Below are 24065 nucleotides of genomic sequence, written 5' to 3' on the forward strand. Positions count from 1 at the left end.
GTCAGCCGTGGGGGGCCCGGGAGCGGCGGCGGTGGGACTGCAGGGCCGCCGTGTAGACCTCCGCCGTGGCGGCGGCCGAGGCGTCCCAGCCGAAGGAGCGGGCGTGGTGGGCGGCGGCCGTGCCCAGCCGGGCGGACAGCTGCTGGTCGTCGGCGAAATCGCGCAGCACGCGCGCGTACGCCGCCGGATCGTGCCCCTGGACGAGGAAGCCGGTCCGTCCGTCCCGTACGGCGACCGGCAGACCGCCGACCGCGGCGGCCAGCACCGGCGTACCGGACGCCTGCGCCTCTATGGCGACCAGCCCGAACGACTCGCTGTACGACGGCATGACCAGCACGGACGCGGCCCGGAACCAGTCCGCGAGCTGGTCCTGGCCGACAGGCGGGCGGAACCGTACGACATCGGCGATGCCCAGCCGCGCGGCCAGCTTCTGCAGGCCCTCCGGCTTGGCGAGGCCGCTGCCGCTGGGGCCGCCGACGACCGGGACGACCAGGCGGGAGCGCAGGTCGGGCCGCTCGTCGAGCAGGACGGCGACCGCGCGCAGCAGCACGTCGGGGGCCTTCAGGGGCTGGATGCGGCCCGCGAAGAGGGGGATCAGCGCGTCCTGCGGCAGGCCGAGGCGGGCGCGGGCGGCGGCGCGGCCGTCGGCCGGGTGGAAGCGGTCGAGGTTGACGCCGGGGTGGACCACGGCGACCTTGGCGCGGGGGGCGGCGTAGTGCTGTACCAGCTCGTCGGCCTCCTCGGCGGTGTTGGCGATCAGCCGGTCCGCCGCGGCCACGATCTGCGTCTCGCCGATGACCCGGGCGGCGGGCTCGGGGGTGTCGCCGTCGGCGAGGTTGGCGTTCTTGACCTTGGCCATGGTGTGCATGGCGTGCACCAGGGGGACGCCCCAGCGCTGGGCGGCGAGCCAGCCGACGTGGCCGGAGAGCCAGTAGTGCGAGTGCACGAGGTCGTAGTGGCCGGGGCGGTGACCGGCCCAGGCCTGCATCACGCCGTGCGTGAACGCGCACAGCTGGGCCGGGAGGTCCTCCTTGGCGAGGCCCTCGTAGGGGCCCGCGTCGACGTGCCGGACGAGCACGCCGGGGGCGAGTTCCACGGCGGGCGGGAGGGCGGCGGTGGTGGAGCGCGTGAAGATCTCGACCTCGATGTTGATCGCGGCGAGGCGCTGCGCGAGCTCCACGATGTAGACGTTCATGCCGCCGGCGTCGCCGGTGCCGGGCTGGTGGAGCGGGGAGGTGTGCACAGAGAGCATGGCGACGCGGCGCGGGCGGCGGTGGCCCAGGCGCAGCCGTGAGGGGGCCGCCGGGGAGCGGCGACCGAGCCTGCTGACGTAGTGGCTCACGTGCCGTTCCTCCCTGCCGCGGGCATACCTGCCGGAGGACGCCGGGCCCTCCACCGGGGTGCAACACCGGAGGGAGACGCTCCATTTCCGGCGGATGGTTTTTTGCCGAATCATTACTGCAGGCCGCTCAACCGTTCGAGGATGCGGGGTGCGGCCGTTCGAGGATGCGGGTGTGCGGCGGCGGTCAGGAGCATGCCCTGGGCGCCCATACCCTCGTACGTGTGACAGCCCGCGCAGGAACCCGCCCCGTGGGAACGGTGACGCGCGGGACGACGCATCCGAACCGGCTGCGGCGCATGGACCGCTGGATCGCCGCCGTGCACGGCCGCGAACTGCGCCGCGCCGCCGAGCCGGTCGCGGTCGACCTCGGCTACGGCGCCGCCCCCTGGACCGCCGTCGAACTCCTCACCCGCCTGCGCGCGACCGCGCCGCACGCGCGCGTGGTCGGCGTCGAGATCGAACCCGCGCGCGTGGCCGCCGCGCAGCCGTACGCGCGCGAGGGGCTCGCCTTCCGGCACGGCGGCTTCGAGATCCCGCTCCCCCAGCGGCCGCATCTCATCCGCGCGGCCAACGTCCTGCGGCAGTACGACGAAGCGGAGGTCGCCGGAGTGTGGGAACGGCTGTGCGCGCGGCTCACGCCGGCCGATCCGGCGCGCGGCTCGCGGGGCGGGCTGCTGGTCGAGGGGACCTGCGACGAGATCGGGCGGCGGCACGTGTGGGTCGCGCTCGGCCCGGAGGGCCCGCGCACGGTGACCTTCGCGACCCGGCTGGGCTCCCTGGAGCGCCCCTCGGACCTGGCGGAACGCCTGCCCAAGGCGCTGATCCACCGCAACGTCCCCGGTGAGCCGGTGCACGCCTTCCTGCGCGACTTCGACCGCGCCTGGGCCGCCGCCGCGCCCTACGCGGCGTACGGCGCCCGTCAGCGCTGGATCCGGGCCGTACGGGACCTGACGGCCGACTGGCCGGTGACGGACGGTCCGGCGCGGTGGCGGCAGGGGGAAGTGACCGTGGGCTGGGGGGCGTTGGCGCCGCGCGCGTGAACATCGCCCCCAACGGCGTTGGCGTGCCGGACGTTCGGCCTTCGCCCCTCGTTCTCCCGGGCTCGGAGCGCGGGGAACGATCTCCGTGAGTCGTTCGTCACAAAGGCGGGGGGATCGCCGTACGCGGCCGGAATGGGGGAGGGAGTCACTGCCTCTGTCGTTTTGCGCCTCGGCATGGCACGATCACCCGGGCAGTTCGATGTTACTGACGGGCAATCAGTTTGGGGGGTAAGGGTATGACCAGGGGCAAGCGCGGCCTGATCGCGGCGGCCGTGACCGTGGTCTGCGCGGTCACCGTGCTGGCGGCACCCGGCACGGCGTTCGCGGCACCCGCACCGACCCCCGCCCCGTCCGCGACCCCCGGTTCGGCTCCCGGTTCGGCTCCCGGCTCGGCTCCCGCCACGAACGAGGAACTCGAAGCCGTCCGCAAGCAGCTCGACACCCTCTACCGCGAGGCCGCCGCCGCCACCGACGCCTACAACGCGGCGGAGGAGAAGGCCGAGCGGCAGTCCGCCGAGATCGTCGCGCTGGCCAAGCGGATCGTCGAAGGCAAGGAGAGGCTCGCCGAGTTGAAGCAGCGCGCCGGAGCCGCGGCCGCCGCCCAGTACCGCACCGGCGGCCTCCCGCCCGAGGCCCATCTGATGCTCAGCGACGACCCGGGCGAGTTCCTCGACGGCACCGGCCGCATCCTCCAGGGCCAGCGCGCCACCAAGCATCTGCTTCAGGAAATGACCCGCACCCAGCAGGACTTGGAGCAGTACGCCAAGGACGCCTCCGCCCAGTGGGAGAAGCTGGAGGCGATCCGCAAGGCGAAGGCCGCCGCCCAGAAGAAGATCGAGCAGCGGATCGAGGCGGCCAAGAAGCTGGAGTCCCAGCTGGAGAAGGAGGAGAAGGAGCGCCTGGCCCAGCTGGAGGAGGAGGCCGCCTACCAGGCGCAGACCGCCTGGCTGGACTCCGGCGTCCTCGACGAGATCGACGGCACGGCCACCGAGCGGGGCAAGAAGGCCGTGAAGTTCGCGACCGAGCAGATCGGCAAGCCGTACGAGTGGGGCGCCGAGGGCCCGAAGACGTACGACTGCTCCGGTCTGACCTCCCAGGCCTGGGCGGCGGCCGGCAGCGTCATCCCGCGCACCTCGCAGGAGCAGTGGAAGCAGCTGGAGCGCGTCGACATCAAGGACATGCGCCCCGGCGACCTGATCATCTACTTCGACGACGCCAGCCACGTCGGGATGTACGTGGGCGACGGCGCGATGGTGCACGCCCCGCGGCCGGGGCGGACGATCACGATCGCGGGTGCGGGTTCGATGCCGATCCTGGGGGTCGTACGCCCGGAGGCGGGCTGAAGTGCCCCTGCCGCACGGCATGAGGACTCGGGGGATACGACCCTGAGGAGTCCGGGGATACGGCCCTGAGGAGTCCGGGGACACGACCTTGAGGAGTCCGGGGACACGGCCCCGAGGACTCCGGTGACCTGGGCCACGTGACCCACCCCACGCTCCCTGGCCGCCAAACCCCCCGCCGACGTGACCTTCGTCATCCCGAACCGCGCGGCGTCCTGTCCAACTGCGGTACGGAACGCGGCATATGACAGTGGCCGACCGCCGAGCGGCGTGCCTCACACCATTCCGTTGCGGCGCCGACACCCGCTATGGTCCCCGTCGGTGGGTCGAGGTCCCTCGCACCCGCCATGCCCTCGGGGGGAGGGAAGGAACCCAGGACAATGCCCGTACCCGTACCGCGGCAGAGAGCGATCCCGGCCGTGGAGAGTGGTCAGGCGCAGGCCGCGCCCGCAGTCCGCGGCCTCTCCGGTGCATCCGGTGCTCCCGGTACTGAGGCTCCGCGCAAGGAAGCGCACAAGGAAGAGAAGGCCGAGAAGACCACCACCAGCACCACCACTGACACCAACCTCACACTGCTGCTGATAGAGGACGACCCCGGCGGCTCCCCGATCGTGCCCGAACTGCTCGACCAGGCCGGCAAGCCGATCCGGATCCGCACCGCCCGCAACCTCACCGAGGCCGAGCGGCTGCTGACCGACGACGTCCACTGCATCCTGCTGGACCTCGCACTGCCCGCCCCCGGCCGGGCCGACGACAGCGACGACGAGCTGTCCGTCCTGCGGCACGTACTGGAGCTCGCGCCCCGGCACGCCGTCCTCGCCCTCACCGCGTCCGGCGACGCCGAGCGCGGCGCCGATGCTGTCCGCGTGGGCGCCCAGGACTACCTGTTCCGCGACGAGCTGGACGGCCGGCTGCTGAGCCGTGCGATCCGCTACGCCGTGGAGCGGAAACGTTCCGACACAGCGGAGCGGCGGCTCGCCGAGGGCCGCCTGCGTGCCCAGGAGAACCGCCGGCTGGAGCGCGGACTGCTGCCCACGCCGCTCCTGCACGGCTCCCCGCTGCGCTTCGCCGCCCGCTACCGCCCCGGCCGCTCGCGCGCGCTGCTCGGCGGCGACTTCTACGACGTGGTCCGCACCCCGGACGGCACCGTGCACGCCATGATCGGCGACGTCTGCGGGCACGGTCCCGACGAGGCGGCGCTCGGCGTGGAGCTGCGCATCGCGTGGCGTGCGCTGACGCTGGCGGGCCTGTGCGGCGACCAGCTGCTGAACACGCTGCAGCAGGTGCTGGAGCACGAACGCTCGGACGACGAGATCTTCGCGACCCTGTGCACGGTCGACATCGCGCCGGACGGCCGCCGTGCGGGCCTGTGCCTGGCCGGTCACCCGGCCCCGCTGATCGCCCGCCCCGGCCGGGCGCCACGCCTGCTGCCGTACGACAACAACGGCCCCGCCCTCGGCCTGCTGCCGGGCGCCCGTTGGCCGCGGATGCAGGTGGAGCTGGGCCGGGAGTGGAGCCTGATGCTCTACACCGACGGCCTGATCGAGGGCCACATCGGCGCGGGCCGCGAGCGGCTCGGCCAGGACGGCATGGTCGAGATGATCAGCCGCCAGCTGGCCCAGGGCCTGCGCGGCGAGCAGTTGCTGCGGGCGGCGGTCAACGAGGTCCGTGAGCTCAACGGGGGCGAACTGACCGACGATGTGGCGGTGCTGCTGCTGGACCGGGTGCCGTAGCGGGGCGGGGCCGTCGCGGCGCGGGTCCGGTCGCGGGGCGAGTGCCATCCGCGGTGCGGGTGCCGTCGCGGGGCGAGTGCCATCGCCGGGGGGAGTGCCGTCGTCGCGCGGGTGCCATCCGCGGCACGAGTGCCGTCGCGGCGCCTGAGGTTACGCGGCGGCTGAGGCGTACGCGGCGGCGGCTCACCGACCGCCGTTGTACGGCCCGTACGGGCCGTCGCTGCTCGAACCCCGGTGGGCGCGGCCGCCGCCAGGGAGGCCGCGCAGGGCCGGGCGTACGTCGACCATGTACACGATCGTCGCGATGAGGCCGATGATCGGCAGGAGCGACAGGATGTCGAAGATCAGGTTCACCACGAAGGCGAGCCCGAGGATGATCAGCCAGAAGGGCTTGGTCTGCTTGCCGGCCGCGCGGTAGGCATCCTCGCGTCGGGTGGCGGCGTCGATCAGTGCGAAGCCACTGAAAAGGATCAGGGCCATGCTCAGCAGCCACATGAACCCGACGAACCCCTGCATCAGCACAACGTCCACCACCCGTATCGGCTAGTCCCTACGCGGTCACCGTACCCGCAACCGCCTGCCCGTCACCCGATGAAACGGGACGGGCACTCCAGGAGTGCCCGTCCCGTTACCGATCACCCGTTCGTGTTACTCAGCGTGACCGCGGACGGGTCCACGGACGGTGTCCGCGGTCGGTGTCACTTGCTCGAAGGCGTCGTCTTCTTCGCCGTGGTCGCCTTGCGAGCGGCCGGGGCCTTCTTCGCCGCGGGCTTCTTCGCCGGGGCGGCCTCGGTCGAAGCAGTGGCGGGCTTGTCCTCCTCGGCCTCGGCCGGCTTGGTGTCCGGCTCGACGGCGATGGCCAGCTCCTCGATCTCCTCGGCCGCCTCGCCCCGCCAGCTGCGCACGGTCTGCTCGCCGTGCTCGGCGACCTTCTCGTAGGTCTCCCGGGCCTTCACGGCGTACTCGGCGGCCATGCCGACACCGCGCAGGGCGAGGTCCTGGGCGGTCTCACCCAACTTCTTCAGGTCGGAGTCGAGAGAACCGAGGAACTCGTTGACCTTGCTCTGGACGGTCTCCTGCGTCTCCTTGACGCGGGCGGTGGCCTTCTCCTGGACGGCCTTGGGGTCGGTGTTGCGGACGGCGTCGATGCGGGCCGGCGCCTCGGCGCGCAGCTGCTCGACCATGCTCGGCACCTTCTTGGCCTGCTGGAAAGCCAGGTCGGCGGTGCCGGCGGCGAAGTAGAGCGGCCGCGGGTCGGTGAGGGTCTTGCGCAGGTCGTCGGTGATGGCCATGGTGCTGGTCCTCCCGGTGGCTTTCTGTGAGGGTTTTGGGTCCCGCCGCGTCCGCCCGGCTCAACCAGCGGATCGCTGCTGGGGGTCGGCGTCGCCGCCGTCGGCGGCGCGGGGGTCGCGTACGACGCTGTCGCCCCCACCGCTGCTGCCGTCGCCGTCTCTTACGCCGCTGAGATCGCTGATGTCACTACTGTCGCTGCTGTCGCTGCGGTCACCGTCCTGCGCCGCGCTCGCCTTGTCGGCCTCGAAGCCGTTCTCCTTGCGGAACGACTCGTAGACCTGGAGCAGCACCTGCTTCTGCCGCTCGTTCAGCGTGGGATCGGCGAGGATGACGGCGCGCGTCTCGACCTCGTCCCGGTCCCGCTCGGCATCGAGGATCCCGGCCCGCACGTACAGCGTTTCCGCGGAGATCCGCAGCGCCTTGGCGACCTGCTGCAACACCTCCGCGCTCGGCTTGCGCAGCCCGCGCTCGATCTGGCTCAGATACGGATTGGACACCCCGGCGGCGTCGGCGAGCTGCCTGAGCGACAGCTGCGCGTTGCGCCGCTGTTCGCGCAGGTACTCACCGAGATTGCCGACGTTGAGCGATGCCATACGTCCACCATGCCGCGCTCCGCTAACTATTGCAAGCACCTGCTTGCAATAGTGCGCCACGCCACCCGTACGGCAGGGTGTGCCTCGCGGCGGTTGTTGTCCGGTCCCGGTGGAAGTGTTGACCTGTCTCGCTGAAGGCGGGCCAATCTCGGTCTGTGCGAGCCATCTGGCTGCGTGCCTCGGTCAACCTTGGCCATCTGCTGTTCTGTCTCGCTCGTTCTGAGCCGCTGCCGCGCCTGGCTGTCTACGGTCGTACATGGTCAGCGCCGGGTGGGGGTGGCTGGTGGAGGCTGAGGACTTCTGGCTGGAGTACGTCGACGCTCGCGGTGACCTGCATGAGGGGCCGCTTGAGGTGATGTGGTCGGCGCGTTTCGAGGCGGCCGGGCAGGCGCGGACGTTCCCGTCGTACCGGGGTCAGCGCAATTTCGCCGGCTGGTACTGGGCTGCTGCAGGTGCCGAGTTGGTGGGTTATGAGTCGTGGGTGGAGCTCGGTCAGCTGATGCGGCTGGACTGCGATCCGGGCGTGGTGGCGATGGCGTCGCAGCCGTTCCGGCTCTCGTGGCGGTCCGGTGGCCGGGCTCGGCGGAGCAGCCATACGCCGGACTACTTCGTGCGCCGTCGGGACGGCACCGGTGAAGTGCTGGACGTGCGTCCCGACGATCGGATCGATCCCGAGGAGCGGTGAAGTTCCAGGCCACGGCAGCGGCCTGCGCACGGGTGGACTGGGGCTCTGAGCGGGTTGGTGTGCTCGATCCGGTGCTGGCGGCGAATCTGCGCTGGTTGTCGGGCTACCGGCATCCGCGGGTGCGACGAGATTCGGTGGCGGTGGAGTTACGGGCGGCATTCGCCCGGCCTCGGGGTTTGTTGGCGGGGGTCCGTGCGGTGGGTGACCCGATCGCCGTGCTGCCGGTGCTCTTCCATCTGATCCGGCGCCGGGAACTGGCGGTGGATCTGGAGGCCGGTCTGCTGTCGGCGGCCACGCAGGTTCGCCCGGTGCCCGTGGTCGCGAAGGAGGTGGGAGGGGATGCCGACGCGTCCGCGGCTGTTGTCGCTGGGTGACAGGGTCCGCTACGACGGGCGGGAGCACACGGTTGCCGCCCTGCACGGCACGTCGGTGCGGCTGGCCGATGACGCCCAGGCCGCCAGCGTCGTGCTGCTGGGACACATGCTGGCGTCGGAGGGTTTCACCGTGCTCAGCACCTCACTGACCATCTCCACCATCACCGACAGTCATAGTGATACGCGGGTCCCCGGTGGCCGTGACCCGGTCACTGACTGACGTCTTGCTGGACTGTCCTTGGCATGGCCCGATGGCAAAGCCGCCCACTCGACGCCGTCTACCCGGTGTTCAAGCTGAGCCATTCCGGTCATAACACTAGTCCAACCCGTGTGCCGCCACCGAAGCATGCGCCGCCCGTTGGGATGGTGTCGGTGTGAGCACGGACATGGGGCAGTGCGTGCCCGGCCGTCACGGCCGGGGCGATCGCCGCCCTCGCTGCGATGGACCGCGGCTGGGACAGCCAAGGCGACGCCACCCGTGCGGAATCGAGAAATGTCAACGGGCGTGGACGTGCAGGAACTGCAGCCAGGGCGAATGGGCGGTCGACCTCTTGTCCTGGAGGACAGCAGGCTTTCCAAGCCCGCGGCCTCTTCTTGAAGGATCACTGTGCGCACCTACCTTGCAATCGCAGCTCTGGCACTTCACGACCAAATTCCTCAGCACGTCCTGGATGCCGCCCATAGCGCCGCGTTCGAGGCGATTCCTGCGCCTAAAAGGGAGATCTGCAGTACACAATGGATCTCTGGCGATCGTGGCGTGGCACTGCTGGCTTGGTCCAACGAACCTGAGCACGAGCTCCTCCCGAAACCTTTGATCGGATCTGGCACGCTAGCACTCGGCTACTGCGGCTACCTTGGGAAGCCGGCCGTTGATGAGCGGAGGCTGGTCACCACGGACAACCTGGGGACGGTGACTGAGTCACTGGGTGGCTGCTTTTCGGTTTTCCGTGCACGGGAGAGTGGGATCGAGGCGGCTACATCGATTTCCAGAGTGTGCCCGGTCTATTGTGCGGACGCCGGTGAGACCTACCTCATGGGGAGCCGAGCCCTGCTGGTGCACCTTGTCGCACGGGCGGCGGCCACCGGGATGATGCGACCGACGGTTGACTTGGACATCTTGGCTCTACAGCCTATGGTCCGGCATGGTTTCTTCGCCAATGACGAGACGCCGTTTCGTGGTGTGCGGGCACTGCCGGCTGCTGCGGTGCTGACCGTCAGGCGGTCCGAAGGCGTGCATCTCAGGAAGAGTCCCATGCCGACTGCCGAGCCCGCGCCGACCAACGCCAAGCGGGCTCGCGAACGGGTCGAGGGCTTGGCCGAGGCCCTGATCAGGGCTGCGGCCCCGATCGCTCGGCATGGTGAACCGGTCCGGCTGGCGCTCTCCGGTGGACGCGACAGCCGGCTCATGGCTGCGGTCCTCAAAGCTGCGAAAGTTCCGATGGTGGCGACAACTCATGGATTCGCTGATGACCCGGATGTCGTGCTTGCCACCCGGATTGCGAAGCGGCTGGGCATCGAGCACCGAGTGTCTTTGGCCGTAACCGGGGAAAAGAAGGAGGCAATCGTCGTCACGCATCCCTTCCTGAGGACATACGATATCATCCGCATGTGTGAAGGAATGACATCGGCGTACGAGGAAGTCAACCGCTGGGCTCCTTATGAAATGACCCCCAGAACATCCGGGTCGGGCGGAGAAACACTGCGTGGCGGATTCCTCTACAACCAGGATGATACGAGCCCAGCGGGAATCCAAAAAAGGGTAAGGAAAATCTTCATGGCAGCCGAAGCTTTCCTTACCCGACGGGCCAATGAACGGGCGCTTGAGGACTACAGGACATGGTCGGAGCGAGCGCAGACGGATGGGTTCAACGTTCTGGACCAGCTTTACCTCTTCTATCGGTCTGGCCGCTGGTTGGTAGGTGCGCATACTGCCACGCTGATGAACTCCCCTTACTATCACCCCTTCCTCGACAACCAGGTGGTCCGGGAAGCGCTGGCGCTGCCCGCGGACTGGCGATGGAGTGAAGAGGTCGTCTACCGCCTGATCCAGACCCTCGCGCCTGAAATCGCGGGCATCCCGCCAGAGGGCAAGCGATGGAGGTTCGAGAGCGATCGACCGCGTCACCTGATCGAGTGGCCCGCCTGGCTGCGGCGTGCAGCCTTCGTCCCCAACGGCCGGACCTCGGGATTTAATTGGCGCAAATCCTTCGATGAGGCGTTCCTCGCCCTTCTTCGCGACGAGGTCATGAACACGCCGAATGAACTGTTCGACATCGTCGACAAAGCCAAGATCAAAGAACACTTCGACACAGTGCCGAAGGCTTGGTCGAACCAGGTCTGGCACGTCTACACACTTGCCGTCCTGTTGACAGGCGCCTGGCGCGAAGCGCGACCCGACCTACCTCCGGTACGAATCCCCATCCCATGAGACTCGCCGTGAAGAGCCCTCGGGCAGCGCGCAAACCACCACGACTACCAAAGATCAGCGCAGGGCACGACGGACCAGACGACGCACGCCGTCGGGCAGCACACGCTTCAATGCTCAGCTTCCTCTCAGGTTCCCGAAGAGGAGCGCAACCGTGGTCCAGCACTGGCCCGGGAAGCACTTGCAGAGTTCACAGGTCCCGTCGAGGGAGATCGCCCCCGCCATGAACTGGTTGTCACGCACAACTTCCTCATCGGCTGGCTGATCCGGGCTGTCCTCGACGCGCCCGAGTGGCGCTGGATGGGTCTCGACCACGGCAACGCAGCTCTGACGGCCATCCGATACGCACCCGGCAGCCCGTGCGGTTCCCGCTCGATCTGATCGGCGAAGTGAACGGGTCCCGGTGGTTCTGATCGATAGGAACCAGTCGGCGCCTCAGCCGGTCGGTGCGCCGGCGTAGGTGTGGGTGCGGGTGTACGCGGTGAAGCCCAATGACTCGTAGAGCCGCTCGGGGACGGGATAGGCGGCGTCGCCGCGCGAGTAGACGGTGGCGCGGTGGCCGCCGGCGTCGGCGAAGGCGTGCAGCACCGCGGTGCAGACGGCTCGGGCGAGGCCAAGGCGGCGGTGATCGGGGTGGGTGCCGACGGGTTCGAACTCGCCGATTCCGTTGGCCGGGTCGTACCAGCCTTGGCAGTAGGCGACGACTTCACCCGTTGGCGAGGTCACGATGAGGTCGTGTTCGGGCCGGTAGGGCCAGGTGTCCCTCATGCGGGCGTGTCGTTCGGTGGTGATCCGGGTCGATCCGAAGGCGGCGCGGTGTGCTGCCGCCCGGCCTGCCACGTCGGCATGGTCGCGCTGGGGGTGGATCGAGTAGCCGTCCGGCAGGTGCGGGATGTCCGGCAGGTCGGTGAGGGGGCGGCCCAGGCACGTCATGAACGGTCCCTCGGTGTTCCGTGTGTATCCGCGCTCTTCCAGTGCCTTGACCAGGTGTGGTTCGGTCTCGGTGACACCGATGCTCAGCGGGCCTGATGCCGTGTGTTCGGCCCAGGCGAGGACTTCGTGAGCCAGTTCCGGGTGCTCCGGGTCGACCTGGAGCATCAAGGTGTCGGGCAGTTCCAACCAGCCCCAGGCCAGCGTCTGTTCGTCCTGGGTCCAGACGGCTGTCGGGCACTGGTCGGCGCGGTCGAGGGCGAGGCACCAGTTCCAGGTGAGGTCGCCGATGTGGTGGTGACCGGTCCTCGGAAAGGTGCGGGTGGCCAGGCTCTGCATGGCGCGCAGTGCTGCGGGTCCGAGATGCTCATGGCGTTGCATGGCGCCATGCTGTCGAACCGGTTTTCCAACAAGCAACGGAGTATCAGGTGCTCTGGCCCGTGGAGGCGCCAGTCACTCACATGAGGGGTTTGTGTCCCGTTCCTCCTGCTCAGTCCCGTCAGAACTGGACGGTGGCATACATGGGGCTGCCTGACCCGGTAGGGCCGGACCAGCACGCTTCCCTCCCTGCGAGCAGCACCAGCCCACCGGAACCGTGGAACCCGGCGCATACCCGACGCGACAGCCGGGCGCTCAACCTGGAGGTGTCGGCGATCGTCTCGCAGCCGTTCCGGCTGTCGTGGTGGTACGGCGGCCGGGGCTGCAGGGTGAGGCACACGCCGGAATGCTTCGTGCGACGCCGGGACGGCACGGCCGTGGTGATGGACGTGCGCCCGGATGAGCTCATCGAGCCTGACGACGCAGGGCCTGGTGGCGGCGATGGAGGCCACACTCCGCCTGCACCACCACGTTCCCGGAACACTGCCGGGCCTGCGTCGCGCGGGACTGGCTGCGTGCGGTTGATGGCCCGTAGGGTGCCGACCATGGCGTGTCGTATCTCCGAACTGATAATCCCTTGCCGGGATCCGCAACGGCTGGCGGCGTTCTGGTGCGAGGTGCTGGACTTCATCGTGCTCGACCCCGATGACGACGGCGCGGTGGAGATCGGACCGCAGGAAGGGTTCGGCGGATTGCAGCCGACCCTGATCTTCGTCCCCGCCACCGAGCCCAAGTCCGGCAAGCTGCGGATGCACTTCGATGTCAACCCCACCGACCGCGACCAGGACGCCGAACTCGAACGCCTCCTGAAGCTCGGGGCGCGCCCGGCCGACATCGGCCAGAGCGGCGAGGAGCAATGGCATGTCCTGGCCGACCCCGAAGGCAACGAGTTCTGCCTCCTGCGAGCCCGCCTGAGCTGAGCATCGGCCCGCACCGGCAGACGCCGAAACCACACCCTCAGAGCGCGTTCGACGGGGTGTCGTACACCAGCCCAGGGGCATCTCGCTCAACCTGAGGCCTCCAGGTCAGAGCGCTACCCTGCCGCGTCTTCAGCGAGACGGGACAACCGCGCAGCAACCTGCCCTCCGCCAGGCAGCCATCTCCCCGCCACATTCGGTCGCGGCCAGCGGTTTTCCCTGTCTGCACCATCGCGGCGTTGGAAATTTCTGCCCCAGCGAACCCATTGCCCGGGGCCGCGATGAGTTCCGGTCGGGTCGCGAGTCTGTTCTGGTGACCGTCGTAGGACGCCGTACCCGCTGCCCGGTACGAGGCACCAGGAGGACACCATGACGACCCCACCGGACGACCCGACCACCGCGCTGCCCGGCCGCCCGCCCGTCGTGGACCTGGCCACCTGGCAGACCGCCCGTGACGAGCTGCTGGTCCGCGAGAAGGCCCACACCCGGGAGGGCGACGCCATCGCCGCGGCCCGCCGCCGACTGCCGATGGTGGAGTTCGACGGGACGGTCGAGGTCGTCGGACCCGACGGCCCGGTCCCGTTCCTGAACCTGTTCCAGGGCCGCGACGAGCTCGTGGTCTACCAGCACATGTGGTACGACGGCGCGCCGCACCAGGGACAGTGCGAGGGCTGCACCACCACGGCATGGCACATGAAGGACGCCGTCTACCTCAACGCCCGGGGCGTTTCGTTCGCCATCCTGACCTCGGGCCCGTGGGACGAGGTGGCGCCGTACGTCGAGTTCATGGGGTACACCCAGCCCTGGTACTCGGTGCGGGGCGTGGAGGAGCCGGTCGGCGGAGGAATGGGCCACATCGCCTGCTTCCTGCGCGACGGCGACCGCGTGTTCCTCACCTACTCCACGACGGGCCGTGGCAACGAGCCGGTCAACGGGTCCTTGGGCCTGCTCGACATGACGCCCTACGGCCGCGGCGAGGCGTGGGAGGACAACCCCGAGGGCCGGCCCGTGACCGGCGATGTCCGCGAGGGGTCCCCGTCCGAGCGCCGCCAGGCCTGCTGGTACTGGCGCTCGGACGCGGACGGGAACGCCACCTGGGGCCCGACCAGCCGTCCCGTGCCGCAGTGGACCCGCCCCGGCGCGACCCCCGTGGAGACCCTCGGCCGGCACGGCCACCACCACTGAGGCGCCTTCGTCGACGGCGTGGCAGAGGTGTGAGGTGCCGGGCGATACCTCCGGATGCTGCGAGGGTCCGCCCGCGCGCTCGGTCGGTGGGCGTTGGCCCGCACGGCGAAGGGTCGGCAGGGCCGCCAGGCGATCCCACCGCGGACCAGGGAGAAGATCACGTCCAGGACCAGGCGCCGGTCCCACTTCTCGGGCCGGACCGGCTTCCCGCCACACCGGACCGGCCACGCCTTGTTCCGCCCACGAAGCCACGATCTGGACCCCCGCCACCTGGCAGCCCAGAAACCGCCACACCCGCTGACCCAGTTCACAGACGCTCGCCGAGGCCCGCCATCTGACTCCTCGCCCTGGCGGAAAACCGTTGGGCACTTCTCCAGCACGGGGAATCATGAAGCATGCGATCGGACGGTTGGTACCTCACCGAAGACGTCGACGACTTCCTCCTCCAAGCCGGAGACTTCCTGCGCTCGCGGCCCGGCCTGCACGTCATGCCGCTGACGTGGGCCGCGAGAGTGCGAGCACGTGGGGCGGACGCGTTCGGCACCGAAGCCCCCGTCTTCGGCGTGCTGGAGCGAGCGGGCGAAGTCCACGCCACCTTCTACCGCCTCCCACCCCGCGCGCTGTGCCTCACCCCGCTCACGCCGGAGCAGGCCGACACCCTCGCCGCCCATCTGGCCGCCCTCGGGCACCTCCTTCCCTCCGTCAGCGCGGACCACGCCACCGCCACCGCCTTCGCCGAGGCCTGGCAACGGCACACCGGCGCGACGCCGAGACTCCGCGACACCCGGCTGCGTCTGTACCGCCTCGGCACGCTCACCCCACCGGAGCCGCCGCCGGCGGGCCGGGGCCGCGTCCTGGGCGAGCAGGACCTTGAGCACGTCATGTTCTGGTGCGGCGAGTTCGCCAAGGCCGTCGGGGAGGTCGTCTCCCTTGACGCCGGCTCCTGGGCCAGCACACGCTTCGCCGACAAGCGCTACACGCTCTGGGAGACCCCGGACGGCACTCCCGTCTCCATCGCGGGCATGAACCCGTTGATCGGTGGACAGATCCAGGTGGACATCGTCTACACCCCGCCCCACCTGCGCGGCCGTGGCTACGCGGGCGCCGTGACGGCGGAGGTGAGCCGGGCCGCGCTGGCCGCGGGCGCGAGGGAGGTCGTACTGTTCGCGGACCTGTCCAACCCCACCAGCAACGCCCTGTACCAGCGCCTCGGCTATCGCACGCTCACCGACTGGGCTGCGTACGACTTCGCGTGCGCCGAACCGGCGGTGACCTCCACACTGACCCCATGACAGCAACGGACGCCAAAGACGCCAAAGCCGATCTCCACTTCTACCTGCAGTCCGCCCGCGATGCCCTGCTGTGGAAGCTGGAAGGGCTCTCGGAGTACGACATCCGCCGCCCCCTGACGCCCACGGGCACCAACCTCCTGGGGCTGGTGAAACACGTGGCCAGTGTGGAGTTGGGGTATCTCGGCGACACCTTCGGGCGGCCGTCCGGTGAGCCGCTGCCCTGGCTCGACGAGGGTGCCGAGACCAATGCGGACATGTGGGCCACCGCCGACGAGTCCCGCGCGTTCGTCGTGGAGCTCTACCGCCGGGCGTGGGCGCACGCGGACGCGACGATCGACGCGCTGCCGCTGGACACCGTGGGCAGGGTGCCGTGGTGGTCCGAGGGCAAGGACGAGGTGACGTTGCATCACGCCGTGGTGCGCGTGATCGCCGACACACAGCGGCACGCCGGGCACGCCGACATCGTCCGGGAACTCATCGACGGTGCCGTGGGGATGCGGGAGGACAACACCGCGATGCCGTCGGGCGACTCGGCGTGGTGGGAGGACCATCGCGAACGGCTGGAACGTGCGGCTCGGGAGGCCGGCCGAGGCGCGTGACACCGGAAGGCGGCACGCGCGCGTGCGGGAGCCTCCGGCTTCCTCCTCAAGGACACCTCGGCACGGGACAGGCGGCGTCGCCACGGGCGTACAGGCGCACGGCGCGCAGCGCAGCGCAGCGGGTACGGCGTACCGATGGCGTAGGGCCCCCGTGCTGTACGACCGCCGCCACCCCCGCATACCCACTTTTTTGTGGGTACTTGGCACCACGCACCCCCGGCGAGAGGCTGATCGCAGGTGGTCAGGCGGCCGACGACGTCACGGTGAGCGGCTCCAGACGGCGGCGGCCCCAGTGGGAGAGGGGGGTCAGTGCCTCGGAGAGTTCGCGGCCGAAGTCGGTCAGGGGTTGAAGTTCTCCCCTCCCTTCGCAAGCTCAGGAAGGGGATTCCCGTCTACCTCTCGGCGACAGGCTTGACGGTCTTAGCCCGGTTCTAGCCGCCCTACGACCGCGCCTGCGCCATGACCTCGTTCGCCTCGTCCCGCCAGGTGGTGGCCCACACCAACTCGCAGCCCAGCGCCAGCAGTCGGGGGCCCAGGGCCGGATCGACCCTGGTCAGCAACGGGTGCGTGGCGCCCCGCTCGAAGGGCGTCTCGTACGCCGGATACGGATCCACCGACCCGAACGGGAGCAGTGTCCCGTCGATATCCAGGAACAGGAGCATCCCGCCTAGGCTACTGTGGCCCGCATGACTGCCGGGTTAGCGGCCAAGTGCCGCCAGCGAGTTGGGTGCCCGGCCTCTGAATGAGGCTGTGGCGGGCCCGGGGCCCGCCGATCTCTCTCCGCGCGTTTGCGCGTTCGTTCACGACCACCAGTGACGATCACCGCCCGAGCGGCCAGAGCCGTCAGAGCGGCCAGAGAGAGAAGAGAACCACGAGCATGCCCAACGACGTCATCAGCACCTTCAACCAACAGATCATCGAGGAGTTCCGCGCCAACCGAGGCCGCGTCGGCGGCCCCTTCGAGGGCGCCCGGCTCATCCTCCTCACCACCACCGGCGCCCGCTCGGGCGCCGAGCACACCACCCCCGTCGCCTACCTCCCCGACGGCGCCGAGCGCATCCTGGTCATCGCCTCCGCGGGCGGCGCCCCCAGGCACCCGGCCTGGTACCACAACCTCCTCGCGCATCCCGAGGTCACCGTGGAGAGCGGCGCGTTCACCTACCGGGCGCGGGCCGTGGTGCTGGAGGGCGAGGAGCGCGACCAGGCCTTCGCACGGGCCGTCGAGACGGACGCGGGCTGGGCGGCGTACCAGGAGAAGGCGGGGCGGGTGATACCGGTCGTGGCGCTGTACAGCATCGCGGGCGACGGCCCCGGGGACATCAACGCGGGTTCCATGGGCGAAGCGATCAAGGTTGTTCATGATGCTTTCCGGCGTGAACTCGCGCTCATCCGGCAGGAGATGGACAAAGCGACGCAAGGCGGCGGCTCCCTCGCCGCTCAGCTGCGCGTCAACTGCCTCACCTTCTGCCACGGCCTGCACAACCACCACACCGGCGAGGGCCTCGGCCTGTTCCCCTTCCTCGCCGACCGCCACCCCACGGCCGCCCCCGCCCTCGAACGCCTCCGCGAGGAGCACGACCGCATCGCCGCCCTGGTCGAGGACCTGCGCGCGGCGATCGCGACGGAGGACCCGGCCACCGCCCGCACCGAGGTCGAGCGCCTCACCGCGGAGCTGGAGGCGCATCTGACGTACGAGGAGGAGCAGTTGATCCCGCTGCTCGACGCCGCTACCTGACATCACCCCCTGGGGCACGCGCGCGTGCGCCCGTCAGAACGGCAGCACACGCGCGTGCACCACCTCCAGCCGCGACACCGCCCGCGTCACCACCACATACAGCCGGTGCAGCCCCCGCCCCTCCGCCCGCTCCCCCGCCACGATCGCCGCGGGCTCGACGGCGACGACATGGTCGTACTCCAGCCCCTTGACGACACTCGCCGGCACCACCGTCACCCGCGCGCCGATCTCCTCCGGCCCGGCCGCCCCGATCCCGGCCACCGTGAGCACCTCCCGCACCCACCCGGCGTCCGCGTCCGCCGCGACGACCCCCACCGACCCCTCCCGCCCCAGCGCGTCCCGCACGGCCGCCACGACCGCCCCGCGCAGGTCACCCGCGGCCTCCCGTATCCGCAGCTCCCCGTCCGCGCGCAGCGAGCGTGTCTCCGGTACGTCCACGTCCAGCCGCCGCAGCAGCCGGTTCGCGAGCCCGGCCACCACCGCCGGTACCCGGAACCCGGTCGTCAGCGGCACCACCACCGCGTCCGGCTTCCCCAGATGCCGCAGTGGTACGTCCCACCCGCGCGCCGCCCACGGCGTGGTGCCCTGCGCGAGGTCGCCGAGGACGGTCAGCGAGCCGAAGGACGAGCGGCGGGCGATGGCGCGGCACTCCATCGGGGAGAGGTCCTGTGCCTCGTCGACGACGACATGGCCGTACCCCTCGGGGTGTGCGAGGAGCCCGGCCACCTCGTCGAGGAGGACGAGGTCGGCGGCCGACCAGCGCGCCGACTTCCACGACCGCGGCGGCCTCGCCCACAGCAGCGCCTTCTGCTCGTCGCCGTCGAGCACCCCGTCGGCGGCCCGGGCCAACGCCTCCGGGTCGGTGAGCAGTTCGGCGACGACCTCCTCCGGCCGCACGCGCGGCCACACGGCGTCGAGGTACGCCCCGATCGTTCGTGATCGTTCGATCTTCCGCACCCAGGCGTTCGTACGGGGACCGCCGCGTCGCTCGGCCCGCGCCCGCACACACGCCACCACGCGCGCCCGAAGCCGCTCCCTGCCGACCTCGTACGGCGGCTCCTCGCCCCGCACGCCACCCACGATCGCCCGCAGTTCGTCGGCGGCGACCCGCCACCGGTACGAGCCGTCCGGTACGGCAAGACCGTCGTCGCCGTCGACCCGCACGCGCGCGTACAGCGCGCGTCGCAGCACCTCGGCCATGCGCACGTCGTGTTTCACGACGGCCGTGCTCAGGTCGTCGGCGCCGGTGACCGGGTGCCGCGCGATCTCCTCGGCGAGGGTCGACTGCCGTACGCCGGTCTCCCCCAGGGCCGGGAGGACCTCCGAGACGTACGACAGGAAGGTGCGGTTGGGGCCGAGGATCAGCAGGCCGCCGCGCCGGATGCGCTGGGGGTGGGTGTAGAGCAGGTAGGCGGCGCGGTGCAGGCCGACGGCGGTCTTGCCGGTGCCGGGAGCGCCCTGCACGCACACGGAGAGGCCCAGGTCACCTCGTACGAGATCGTCCTGCTCGGGCTGGATGGTCGCGGCGATGTCCCGCATGGGGCCGACGCGGGGCCGTTCGATCTCCCGGGCGACGATGGCACTGGCCGGGGCCTCGCCGCGGCCGAGGTGCTCGTCCTCCAGGGAGGTGAGGTCGGCGGAGTCGCCCCGGCTGCCGGGCGCCCAGCCGAAGCGGCGGCGGACGGCGACGCCCTGGGGGTCGCGGGCGCTCGCCTGGTAGAAGGCGCGGGAGACGGGGGCGCGCCAGTCGACGACCAGGGGTGGGGCGGCGGGGTGCTCGGTGATGCGCAGCCGACCGATGTGCAGCGGCTGCCGATCGGGCTCCGGGCGCCGGTCGTCGCCGCGTCCGTCGAAGTCCAGCCGGCCGAAGAACAACGGCCCCTCGGGCAGTTCCCGCAGTTCCTTTGCCCGGCTGCGCAGCCGGTGACCGAGGACTTCGGCGTCGGCGCCGGACGCGGAGACGTCCTCGCCGGTGACGACGTGGCCGTGGGCGCCGTCGATCATGGCGGCGAGGGTGGCGCGGCAGGTGTCGTGGTGGGCGCGTTCCTGGTGGAGGGCGTGGTCGAGTGCCGTCATTCCGGCGAGCGTACCGGAATGACGTAACCGAGTTAAATCTTTTATCGAGTTGCGAAACTCTTCAGTCGCCAGACTCTTCAGTCGCGCGACCCTTCAGCCACGCGCCCCTTCGGGCGTCGCAAGCCACGGCAACCCGGCCGCCAGCAGCCCGAACGCCCGCTCCGCCGCCGCGACGGCATCCCCCCGCACCGCCACGGCCCGCTCCCCCGCCGCCATCCGCCGCCAGTTCTCCCGCGCGAGCACCCGCTGCACGGCGACGATCTGCCCGGCGGCGAGCCGGGCGTCGAGATGGCCGCCGAGGGCCTCGGCCAGGGCGTCCTCCGAGCGCTCCAGGTACGGGTACAGGCGCGCGACCAGGGCCGGCGTCCCGTACAGCAGCGAGTGGAAGGCGAGCACGTCCGGCTCGTCGTTCAGCCCGGTGATCGGGTCGAACCGCTCCAGCCCGTCCAGAAAGTGCTGCCGCAGCGCGACGAGCGGCGCCCCGGCCGCCGCGGCGACCACCCGCGCCGCCTCCCCCTCGTGCTCGGCGATGCGGTGCAGGACGAGGTCCTCCTTGGCCGGGAAGTACCGGAACAGGGTCGGCTTGGAGATCTCGGCCGCCGCGGCGATCTCGGCGACGGACACCGCGTCGAACCCCTTCTCCAGGAACAGCCCGATCGCGAGGTCCGACACCACCTGGTACATCCGCTGCTTCTTGCGTTCCCGCAGCCCGAGCTCCGCCATGGGTCGAGCCTACGGGCCGGTCCCCGGGCGTCGGCGTCGTCCGGGGCCCGCCAGGGCACTCACGAGAAGGGGGTTGGCTTTCGGCAGCCCGAGCGAACCCGTTGCCGCCTCCAGGGTCATCGCGTACGAGTCCACCGCACGGCGGACGTTCGGGGCGTCCAGGCTCGCGCCGGTCACCAGGCGGTCCAGATCCACGTACGCCGACCGCACGATCTCGATCCACCGGTAGACCCGCCAGTCCTTGCGCCAGTCACGGGTGTACTGCGAGGGCAGGCGGCGCTCCCAGCGGCGGAACATGCGGTCCCGGATCTCCGGACGGGTGCGGGTGAGATGCATGTGCCGGACCAGGTCGTACAGCGGGTCGCCGACCAGCGCCATCTCCCAGTCGATGATCGTCAGCGCCAGCCCGTCGGGCCGGCGTACGAGATTCCACGGGTTCAGGTCCCCGTGCAGCAGCGCGGGCTCCCGGGGCGTCACTTGGTTGCGGGCGAGGATCTCGCGGAGGCGGGAGGCCTCGGGCAGGCCCAGCTCCCTGGCGAGCCGGCGCAACTCCTTCGGCAGGTCGCGCACCAGCGCGACGAGCGACTCGCACAGCCAGGAGTGGAACGCTCCCTCACCGGCCAGCGGGTCGACCCGCTTGTAGTCCACCCGGGTCAGCTCGCAGAGCTGGTCGACGAGCCCGTCCGCCTCGTGCGGCAGCAGGCCGTGCTCCGGGTGCCGGGGCGGCTCGTCGATGCCGTGCGAACCGACGTAGGTGTGGATGGTGAAGCGTTCTCCTTGGTGGTCCCGGCCGAGCGCGAGGGCCCTCGGGGCCGCCACCTGGACCCGCGACTCCTCGATGGCCCGCAGCACGGCGTGCTCGCTGAGGTAGCGGGGCTCCCGCGGGCACACGTTCGCCACCTTGCGGCGCACCACGACGGGGAAGTCGACGCCGTCCACCAGGACCACGGAGTTGAGGTGCGCGGTGCCCTTGAACACCCGCCCGGCCGGCGCCGCGCCCTCCTCGCGCAGGGCCTCCGCCACCGCCTCGCGAGGGAAGTCGGCTCGCTCCGGCACCCGCTCGTCCGGCTCCCAGCGGAAGGCCTTCGGCACCCGTCCCCGGCCGCGGCGGGAGGCGCGCCACCGGTAGAGGACGGACTCGATCTCACCGACGCCCGGCAGGTTGGTGAGCCGCAGCGGTTCGGCAGCCGCCGTCAGGGCCCGGTGCACCGCCGCGGTCGCATCGTCCAGGCTCTTCTGGTCGAACGAGTCTTCGAGCCCGTTCACGGCACGCATCACGTCCGGGTAGACGGACTGCGCGCGTTCGAAGTCGACGTAGTGGCGCAGGTCCTTGGCCAGGCCGTTGACGGCCGCCGGGCGGACCGCCCCCATGGCCGCGGCCCACGCGTCGATCACCTCGTCCCACTGGAAGGCCGGGTACCGCATGCGCACGAGATGGGTCGCGAGGTCGTGCAGGGGGTCGCCGTAGCTGGCCAGCTCCCAGTCGACGCAGATGAGCGGCGGGTCCCCGTCGTACGACACGATCAGGTTGTCACGGTGGAGGTCCGCGTGGAGCAGGCTGTAGGGCCGCCGCGCCATGGCCGGCACCCGCTCGCCCAGCCGGATCAGGGCGTCCTCCGGGATGCCGAGGGCCTTGAACAGCCCACCGAAGGCAGTCCAATTGGGCTGCCTGATCTGCCGGTCCGCGAGGTGGACGAGGGTCTGCAGGAAGGCCTGGCTGTCCGTGTCGTTGCCGGGCCAGTGCCCCGGCAACGGCGGCAGCGCGCCGCGCCGCACCTGAGCGGTCTGCGCGACCAGCCGCGCCAGCTCTCTTATGAGCAGCGCGTCGACAGGCTTGTCGTTTCCGCAGACGCTGGAGAGCGGCACGCCCTCCACAAAGCTGTGGATCGCGAAGCCCTCCCCCCGGGCCAGGCACTCCGGCACATGCGGCAGAACCCCTCGGATGGCGCCGAGAATCTGCGCCTCGTCCTGCCAGGTCCTGATCACCACCGGCAGCGCGTCGCGGCGCCGGACGCGTACCGTCACGGGCGTGCCGGCCTCGCGGTCCAGCAGCGCCGCCAGCTTCTCCGGCAACGGCACCAGGTAGTTGCGGTTGTGGTGCCCGCTGATCATCTGCCCGTGCGCCTCGGCGTACGCCAGGAGCTCCGTGACGGCGGCGTCGGGTGAGCGCTCCCCCTGCGCGGTACGAGGATGAGGAGGTGCGCCCACTGGCCGCTCCGGGGATCGTTCACAGGATGGACGGGTACGGCAAACGCTAGAGGTCGGCTGACATCCGTACGACCTGGGCCACGGGTCGAGTGGTCACAACGGGTGGTGTGCCGCTCGTCTGCGGGAGGCCGTTCCGGCGGGCGGGTTCGCCCTGCCCTACGGATGCACGGGAGCGATTGCTCATACGGTGCGGGCATGCTAGCGCACCGCTCAGCTCTCCTCGGTGAGGAGGTCCCACACCGAGTCGAACCACGCCTGCATGCTGCCCACGAACACTGATCCCGGCGAGTCCGGAGCCGCGTCCTTCACGTGGTGGGTCAGCGTGGCGCCGAGGCCGAGGACGTCCAGGGCGGTGACCTTCTGACCGTCCCCCAGGTCCAGCTGACGCTCTTTCACCTCGTACGGGCCGTGCAGTGCCTCGGAGCCGTTGAAGAGATACAGCTTGAACGCCGGCGTCAGGGGTACGTGGCGGATCTGCACGTCGACGGACGGCACCAGCCCCTCCGTACTCAGCTCCGCCAGCACGCCCTGCAGTGACGCGGTGTGCTGCTCCGTGATGGAGTTCAGGCGTGCCCGCATGCGTGGGTCGTCCTTGTCGCCCTTGACCCGCGGATAGGGCAGCGGCAGCGTCCTGGAGGGCAGGAGCATACGCAGGGCGATGCGCTGGGGGGCGATGAAGCCGCCGCGGATCCGCTCCGCCTGCAGCCGGATGTGCGCGTCCAGGGTCTCGGACGTCAAGGTGTAGACGTCCATCGACACCTGCGGCTGTTCGAAGGCCTCGCTGATGAGCGGGCCGAGTGTGACGCCCCGGCGCGACCTGGTCGCCCTGGCCGTCGAGGACTGTATGCGCTGGGTCTTCACGACCCGCGACCCGCTGCCCTGCTTGGACTCGATCCAGCCCTCGTCGGCGAGATCCCGCAGGGCCCGCTGGACGGTGTCCCGCGAGACCCCGAACTCGTCCGCGAGGTTGCGCTGCGAGGGCAGGAAGGAGCGCAGGGGGTACGTCCCGTCGGTCATCCGGGCCCGCAGTTCGTCGGAGACCCGCTGGAACTCCCTGCCACCGCCGTCGCCCGCTCGGGGCTGCCGAACGCTCACGACCCGACCGTACCGCCTGCCGCATTCCGTCCACCAGCCCACCAATTTCGGTCAACTGGTCGGGTGGAGCGGGGGGTTGGTTAAGCGATCAGGCGGGGCGGG

General features: G+C 70.6%; 19 protein-coding genes and 3 pseudogenes. 12 read left to right on the forward strand and 10 right to left on the reverse strand.

The features are described from left to right. Position 1: 1 nt before the first annotated feature. Positions 2 to 1342 (reverse strand): D-inositol-3-phosphate glycosyltransferase, encoded by a 1341-nt coding sequence (gene mshA, locus KWI83_RS14405; RefSeq protein ID WP_218514747.1) that lies wholly within the window; start codon positions 1340 to 1342, stop codon positions 2 to 4. Positions 1343 to 1590: 248 nt separating this feature from the next. On the opposite strand from mshA, the gene KWI83_RS14410 reads away from it, so the two are divergent. The 3 genes from KWI83_RS14410 (at position 1591) to KWI83_RS14420 (ending at position 5455) form a co-directional block, all read left to right on the forward strand. Then, entirely contained in the window at positions 1591 to 2382 is a 792-nt protein-coding gene (locus tag KWI83_RS14410) for a class I SAM-dependent methyltransferase (RefSeq protein ID WP_218514838.1), read from the forward strand. Between the two features lie 236 nt (positions 2383 to 2618). Then, positions 2619 to 3725 (forward strand): NlpC/P60 family protein, encoded by a 1107-nt coding sequence (locus KWI83_RS14415; protein ID WP_218514748.1) that lies wholly within the window; start codon positions 2619 to 2621, stop codon positions 3723 to 3725. Positions 3726 to 4102: 377 nt separating this feature from the next. Continuing rightward, positions 4103 to 5455 (forward strand): PP2C family protein-serine/threonine phosphatase, encoded by a 1353-nt coding sequence (locus tag KWI83_RS14420; RefSeq protein WP_218514749.1) that lies wholly within the window; start codon positions 4103 to 4105, stop codon positions 5453 to 5455. 183 nt (positions 5456 to 5638) lie between these two features. On the opposite strand, the gene KWI83_RS14425 is transcribed toward KWI83_RS14420, so the two are convergent. The 3 genes from KWI83_RS14425 to KWI83_RS14435 form a co-directional block, all read right to left on the reverse strand. Next, positions 5639 to 5971: a DUF2516 family protein gene (locus tag KWI83_RS14425; RefSeq protein ID WP_218514839.1), complete on the reverse strand. Its 333-nt coding sequence runs from the start codon at positions 5969 to 5971 to the stop codon at positions 5639 to 5641. Between the two features lie 182 nt (positions 5972 to 6153). Beyond that, positions 6154 to 6747 carry a hypothetical protein gene (locus tag KWI83_RS14430; protein ID WP_218514750.1) on the reverse strand — a complete coding sequence of 198 codons (594 nt, stop codon included), beginning with the start codon at positions 6745 to 6747 and terminating at the stop codon, positions 6154 to 6156. A gap of 60 nt (positions 6748 to 6807) precedes the next feature. Further along, positions 6808 to 7341 (reverse strand): helix-turn-helix domain-containing protein, encoded by a 534-nt coding sequence (locus KWI83_RS14435; protein WP_218514751.1) that lies wholly within the window; start codon positions 7339 to 7341, stop codon positions 6808 to 6810. A 355-nt stretch (positions 7342 to 7696) separates the two neighbouring features. Here KWI83_RS14435 and KWI83_RS14440 point away from each other — a divergent pair. From KWI83_RS14440 to KWI83_RS14455, 4 genes and pseudogenes are all read left to right on the forward strand, one after another. After that, positions 7697 to 8400: pseudogene (locus KWI83_RS14440) on the forward strand (TnsA-like heteromeric transposase endonuclease subunit). Next, the gene (locus tag KWI83_RS14445) at positions 8366 to 8620 is read left to right on the forward strand and encodes a hypothetical protein (protein ID WP_256362232.1); all 255 of its coding nucleotides are present in this window, start codon (positions 8366 to 8368) and stop codon (positions 8618 to 8620) included. Before KWI83_RS14440 ends, KWI83_RS14445 begins: the two are co-directional and overlap by 35 nt. Before the next feature lie 387 nt (positions 8621 to 9007). Next, entirely contained in the window at positions 9008 to 10828 is a 1821-nt protein-coding gene (locus KWI83_RS39975; protein ID WP_218514752.1) for an asparagine synthase C-terminal domain-containing protein, read from the forward strand. 132 nt (positions 10829 to 10960) lie between these two features. Beyond that, positions 10961 to 11185 (forward strand): annotated as a pseudogene (locus KWI83_RS14455) (histidine phosphatase family protein); the annotation flags it as partial. 75 nt (positions 11186 to 11260) lie between these two features. On the opposite strand, the gene KWI83_RS14460 reads toward KWI83_RS14455, so the two are convergent. Further along, the gene (locus KWI83_RS14460) at positions 11261 to 12136 is read right to left on the reverse strand and encodes a GNAT family N-acetyltransferase (RefSeq protein WP_218514753.1); all 876 of its coding nucleotides are present in this window, start codon (positions 12134 to 12136) and stop codon (positions 11261 to 11263) included. Positions 12137 to 12678: 542 nt separating this feature from the next. Here KWI83_RS14460 and KWI83_RS14465 point away from each other — a divergent pair. The 4 genes from KWI83_RS14465 (at position 12679) to KWI83_RS14480 (ending at position 16126) form a co-directional block, all read left to right on the forward strand. Next, a complete protein-coding gene (locus KWI83_RS14465) occupies positions 12679 to 13053 on the forward strand; it encodes a VOC family protein (RefSeq protein WP_218514754.1) in 375 nt (124 codons plus the stop codon). Between the two features lie 366 nt (positions 13054 to 13419). Then, positions 13420 to 14235, forward strand: a complete 816-nt coding sequence (locus KWI83_RS14470; RefSeq protein ID WP_218514755.1) for a DUF899 domain-containing protein — start codon at positions 13420 to 13422, stop codon at positions 14233 to 14235. 395 nt (positions 14236 to 14630) lie between these two features. After that, positions 14631 to 15527 carry a GNAT family N-acetyltransferase gene (locus KWI83_RS14475; RefSeq protein ID WP_218514756.1) on the forward strand — a complete coding sequence of 299 codons (897 nt, stop codon included), beginning with the start codon at positions 14631 to 14633 and terminating at the stop codon, positions 15525 to 15527. Next, positions 15524 to 16126, forward strand: a complete 603-nt coding sequence (locus tag KWI83_RS14480) for a DinB family protein (protein ID WP_218514757.1) — start codon at positions 15524 to 15526, stop codon at positions 16124 to 16126. Before KWI83_RS14475 ends, KWI83_RS14480 begins: the two co-directional genes overlap by 4 nt. Before the next feature lie 455 nt (positions 16127 to 16581). Here the strand turns inward: KWI83_RS14480 and KWI83_RS14485 are convergent. Continuing rightward, positions 16582 to 16788 (reverse strand): annotated as a pseudogene (locus KWI83_RS14485) (hypothetical protein); the annotation flags it as partial. A 215-nt stretch (positions 16789 to 17003) separates the two neighbouring features. Here KWI83_RS14485 and KWI83_RS14490 point away from each other — a divergent pair. Further along, on the forward strand, positions 17004 to 17861 hold the full coding sequence (locus tag KWI83_RS14490; RefSeq protein ID WP_218514758.1) for a nitroreductase/quinone reductase family protein: 858 nt from the start codon (positions 17004 to 17006) through the stop codon (positions 17859 to 17861). Positions 17862 to 17894: 33 nt separating this feature from the next. Here KWI83_RS14490 and KWI83_RS14495 read toward each other — a convergent pair whose 3' ends face one another. From KWI83_RS14495 to KWI83_RS14510, 4 genes are all read right to left on the reverse strand, one after another. Further along, the gene (locus KWI83_RS14495; RefSeq protein WP_218514759.1) at positions 17895 to 19937 is read right to left on the reverse strand and encodes an AAA family ATPase; all 2043 of its coding nucleotides are present in this window, start codon (positions 19935 to 19937) and stop codon (positions 17895 to 17897) included. A 93-nt stretch (positions 19938 to 20030) separates the two neighbouring features. Next, entirely contained in the window at positions 20031 to 20660 is a 630-nt protein-coding gene (locus tag KWI83_RS14500) for a TetR family transcriptional regulator (RefSeq protein WP_218514760.1), read from the reverse strand. Positions 20661 to 20669: 9 nt separating this feature from the next. Next, complete coding sequence (locus KWI83_RS14505) at positions 20670 to 22868, reverse strand: phosphotransferase family protein (protein WP_374106298.1); 2199 nt, start codon at positions 22866 to 22868, stop codon at positions 20670 to 20672. A gap of 210 nt (positions 22869 to 23078) precedes the next feature. After that, the gene (locus KWI83_RS14510) at positions 23079 to 23963 is read right to left on the reverse strand and encodes a winged helix-turn-helix domain-containing protein (protein ID WP_308122056.1); all 885 of its coding nucleotides are present in this window, start codon (positions 23961 to 23963) and stop codon (positions 23079 to 23081) included. Between the last annotated feature and the right edge of the window lie 102 nt (positions 23964 to 24065).

This window comes from Streptomyces sp. TRM70350, from assembly GCF_019219825.1.
GTDB lineage: Bacteria > Actinomycetota > Actinomycetes > Streptomycetales > Streptomycetaceae > Streptomyces.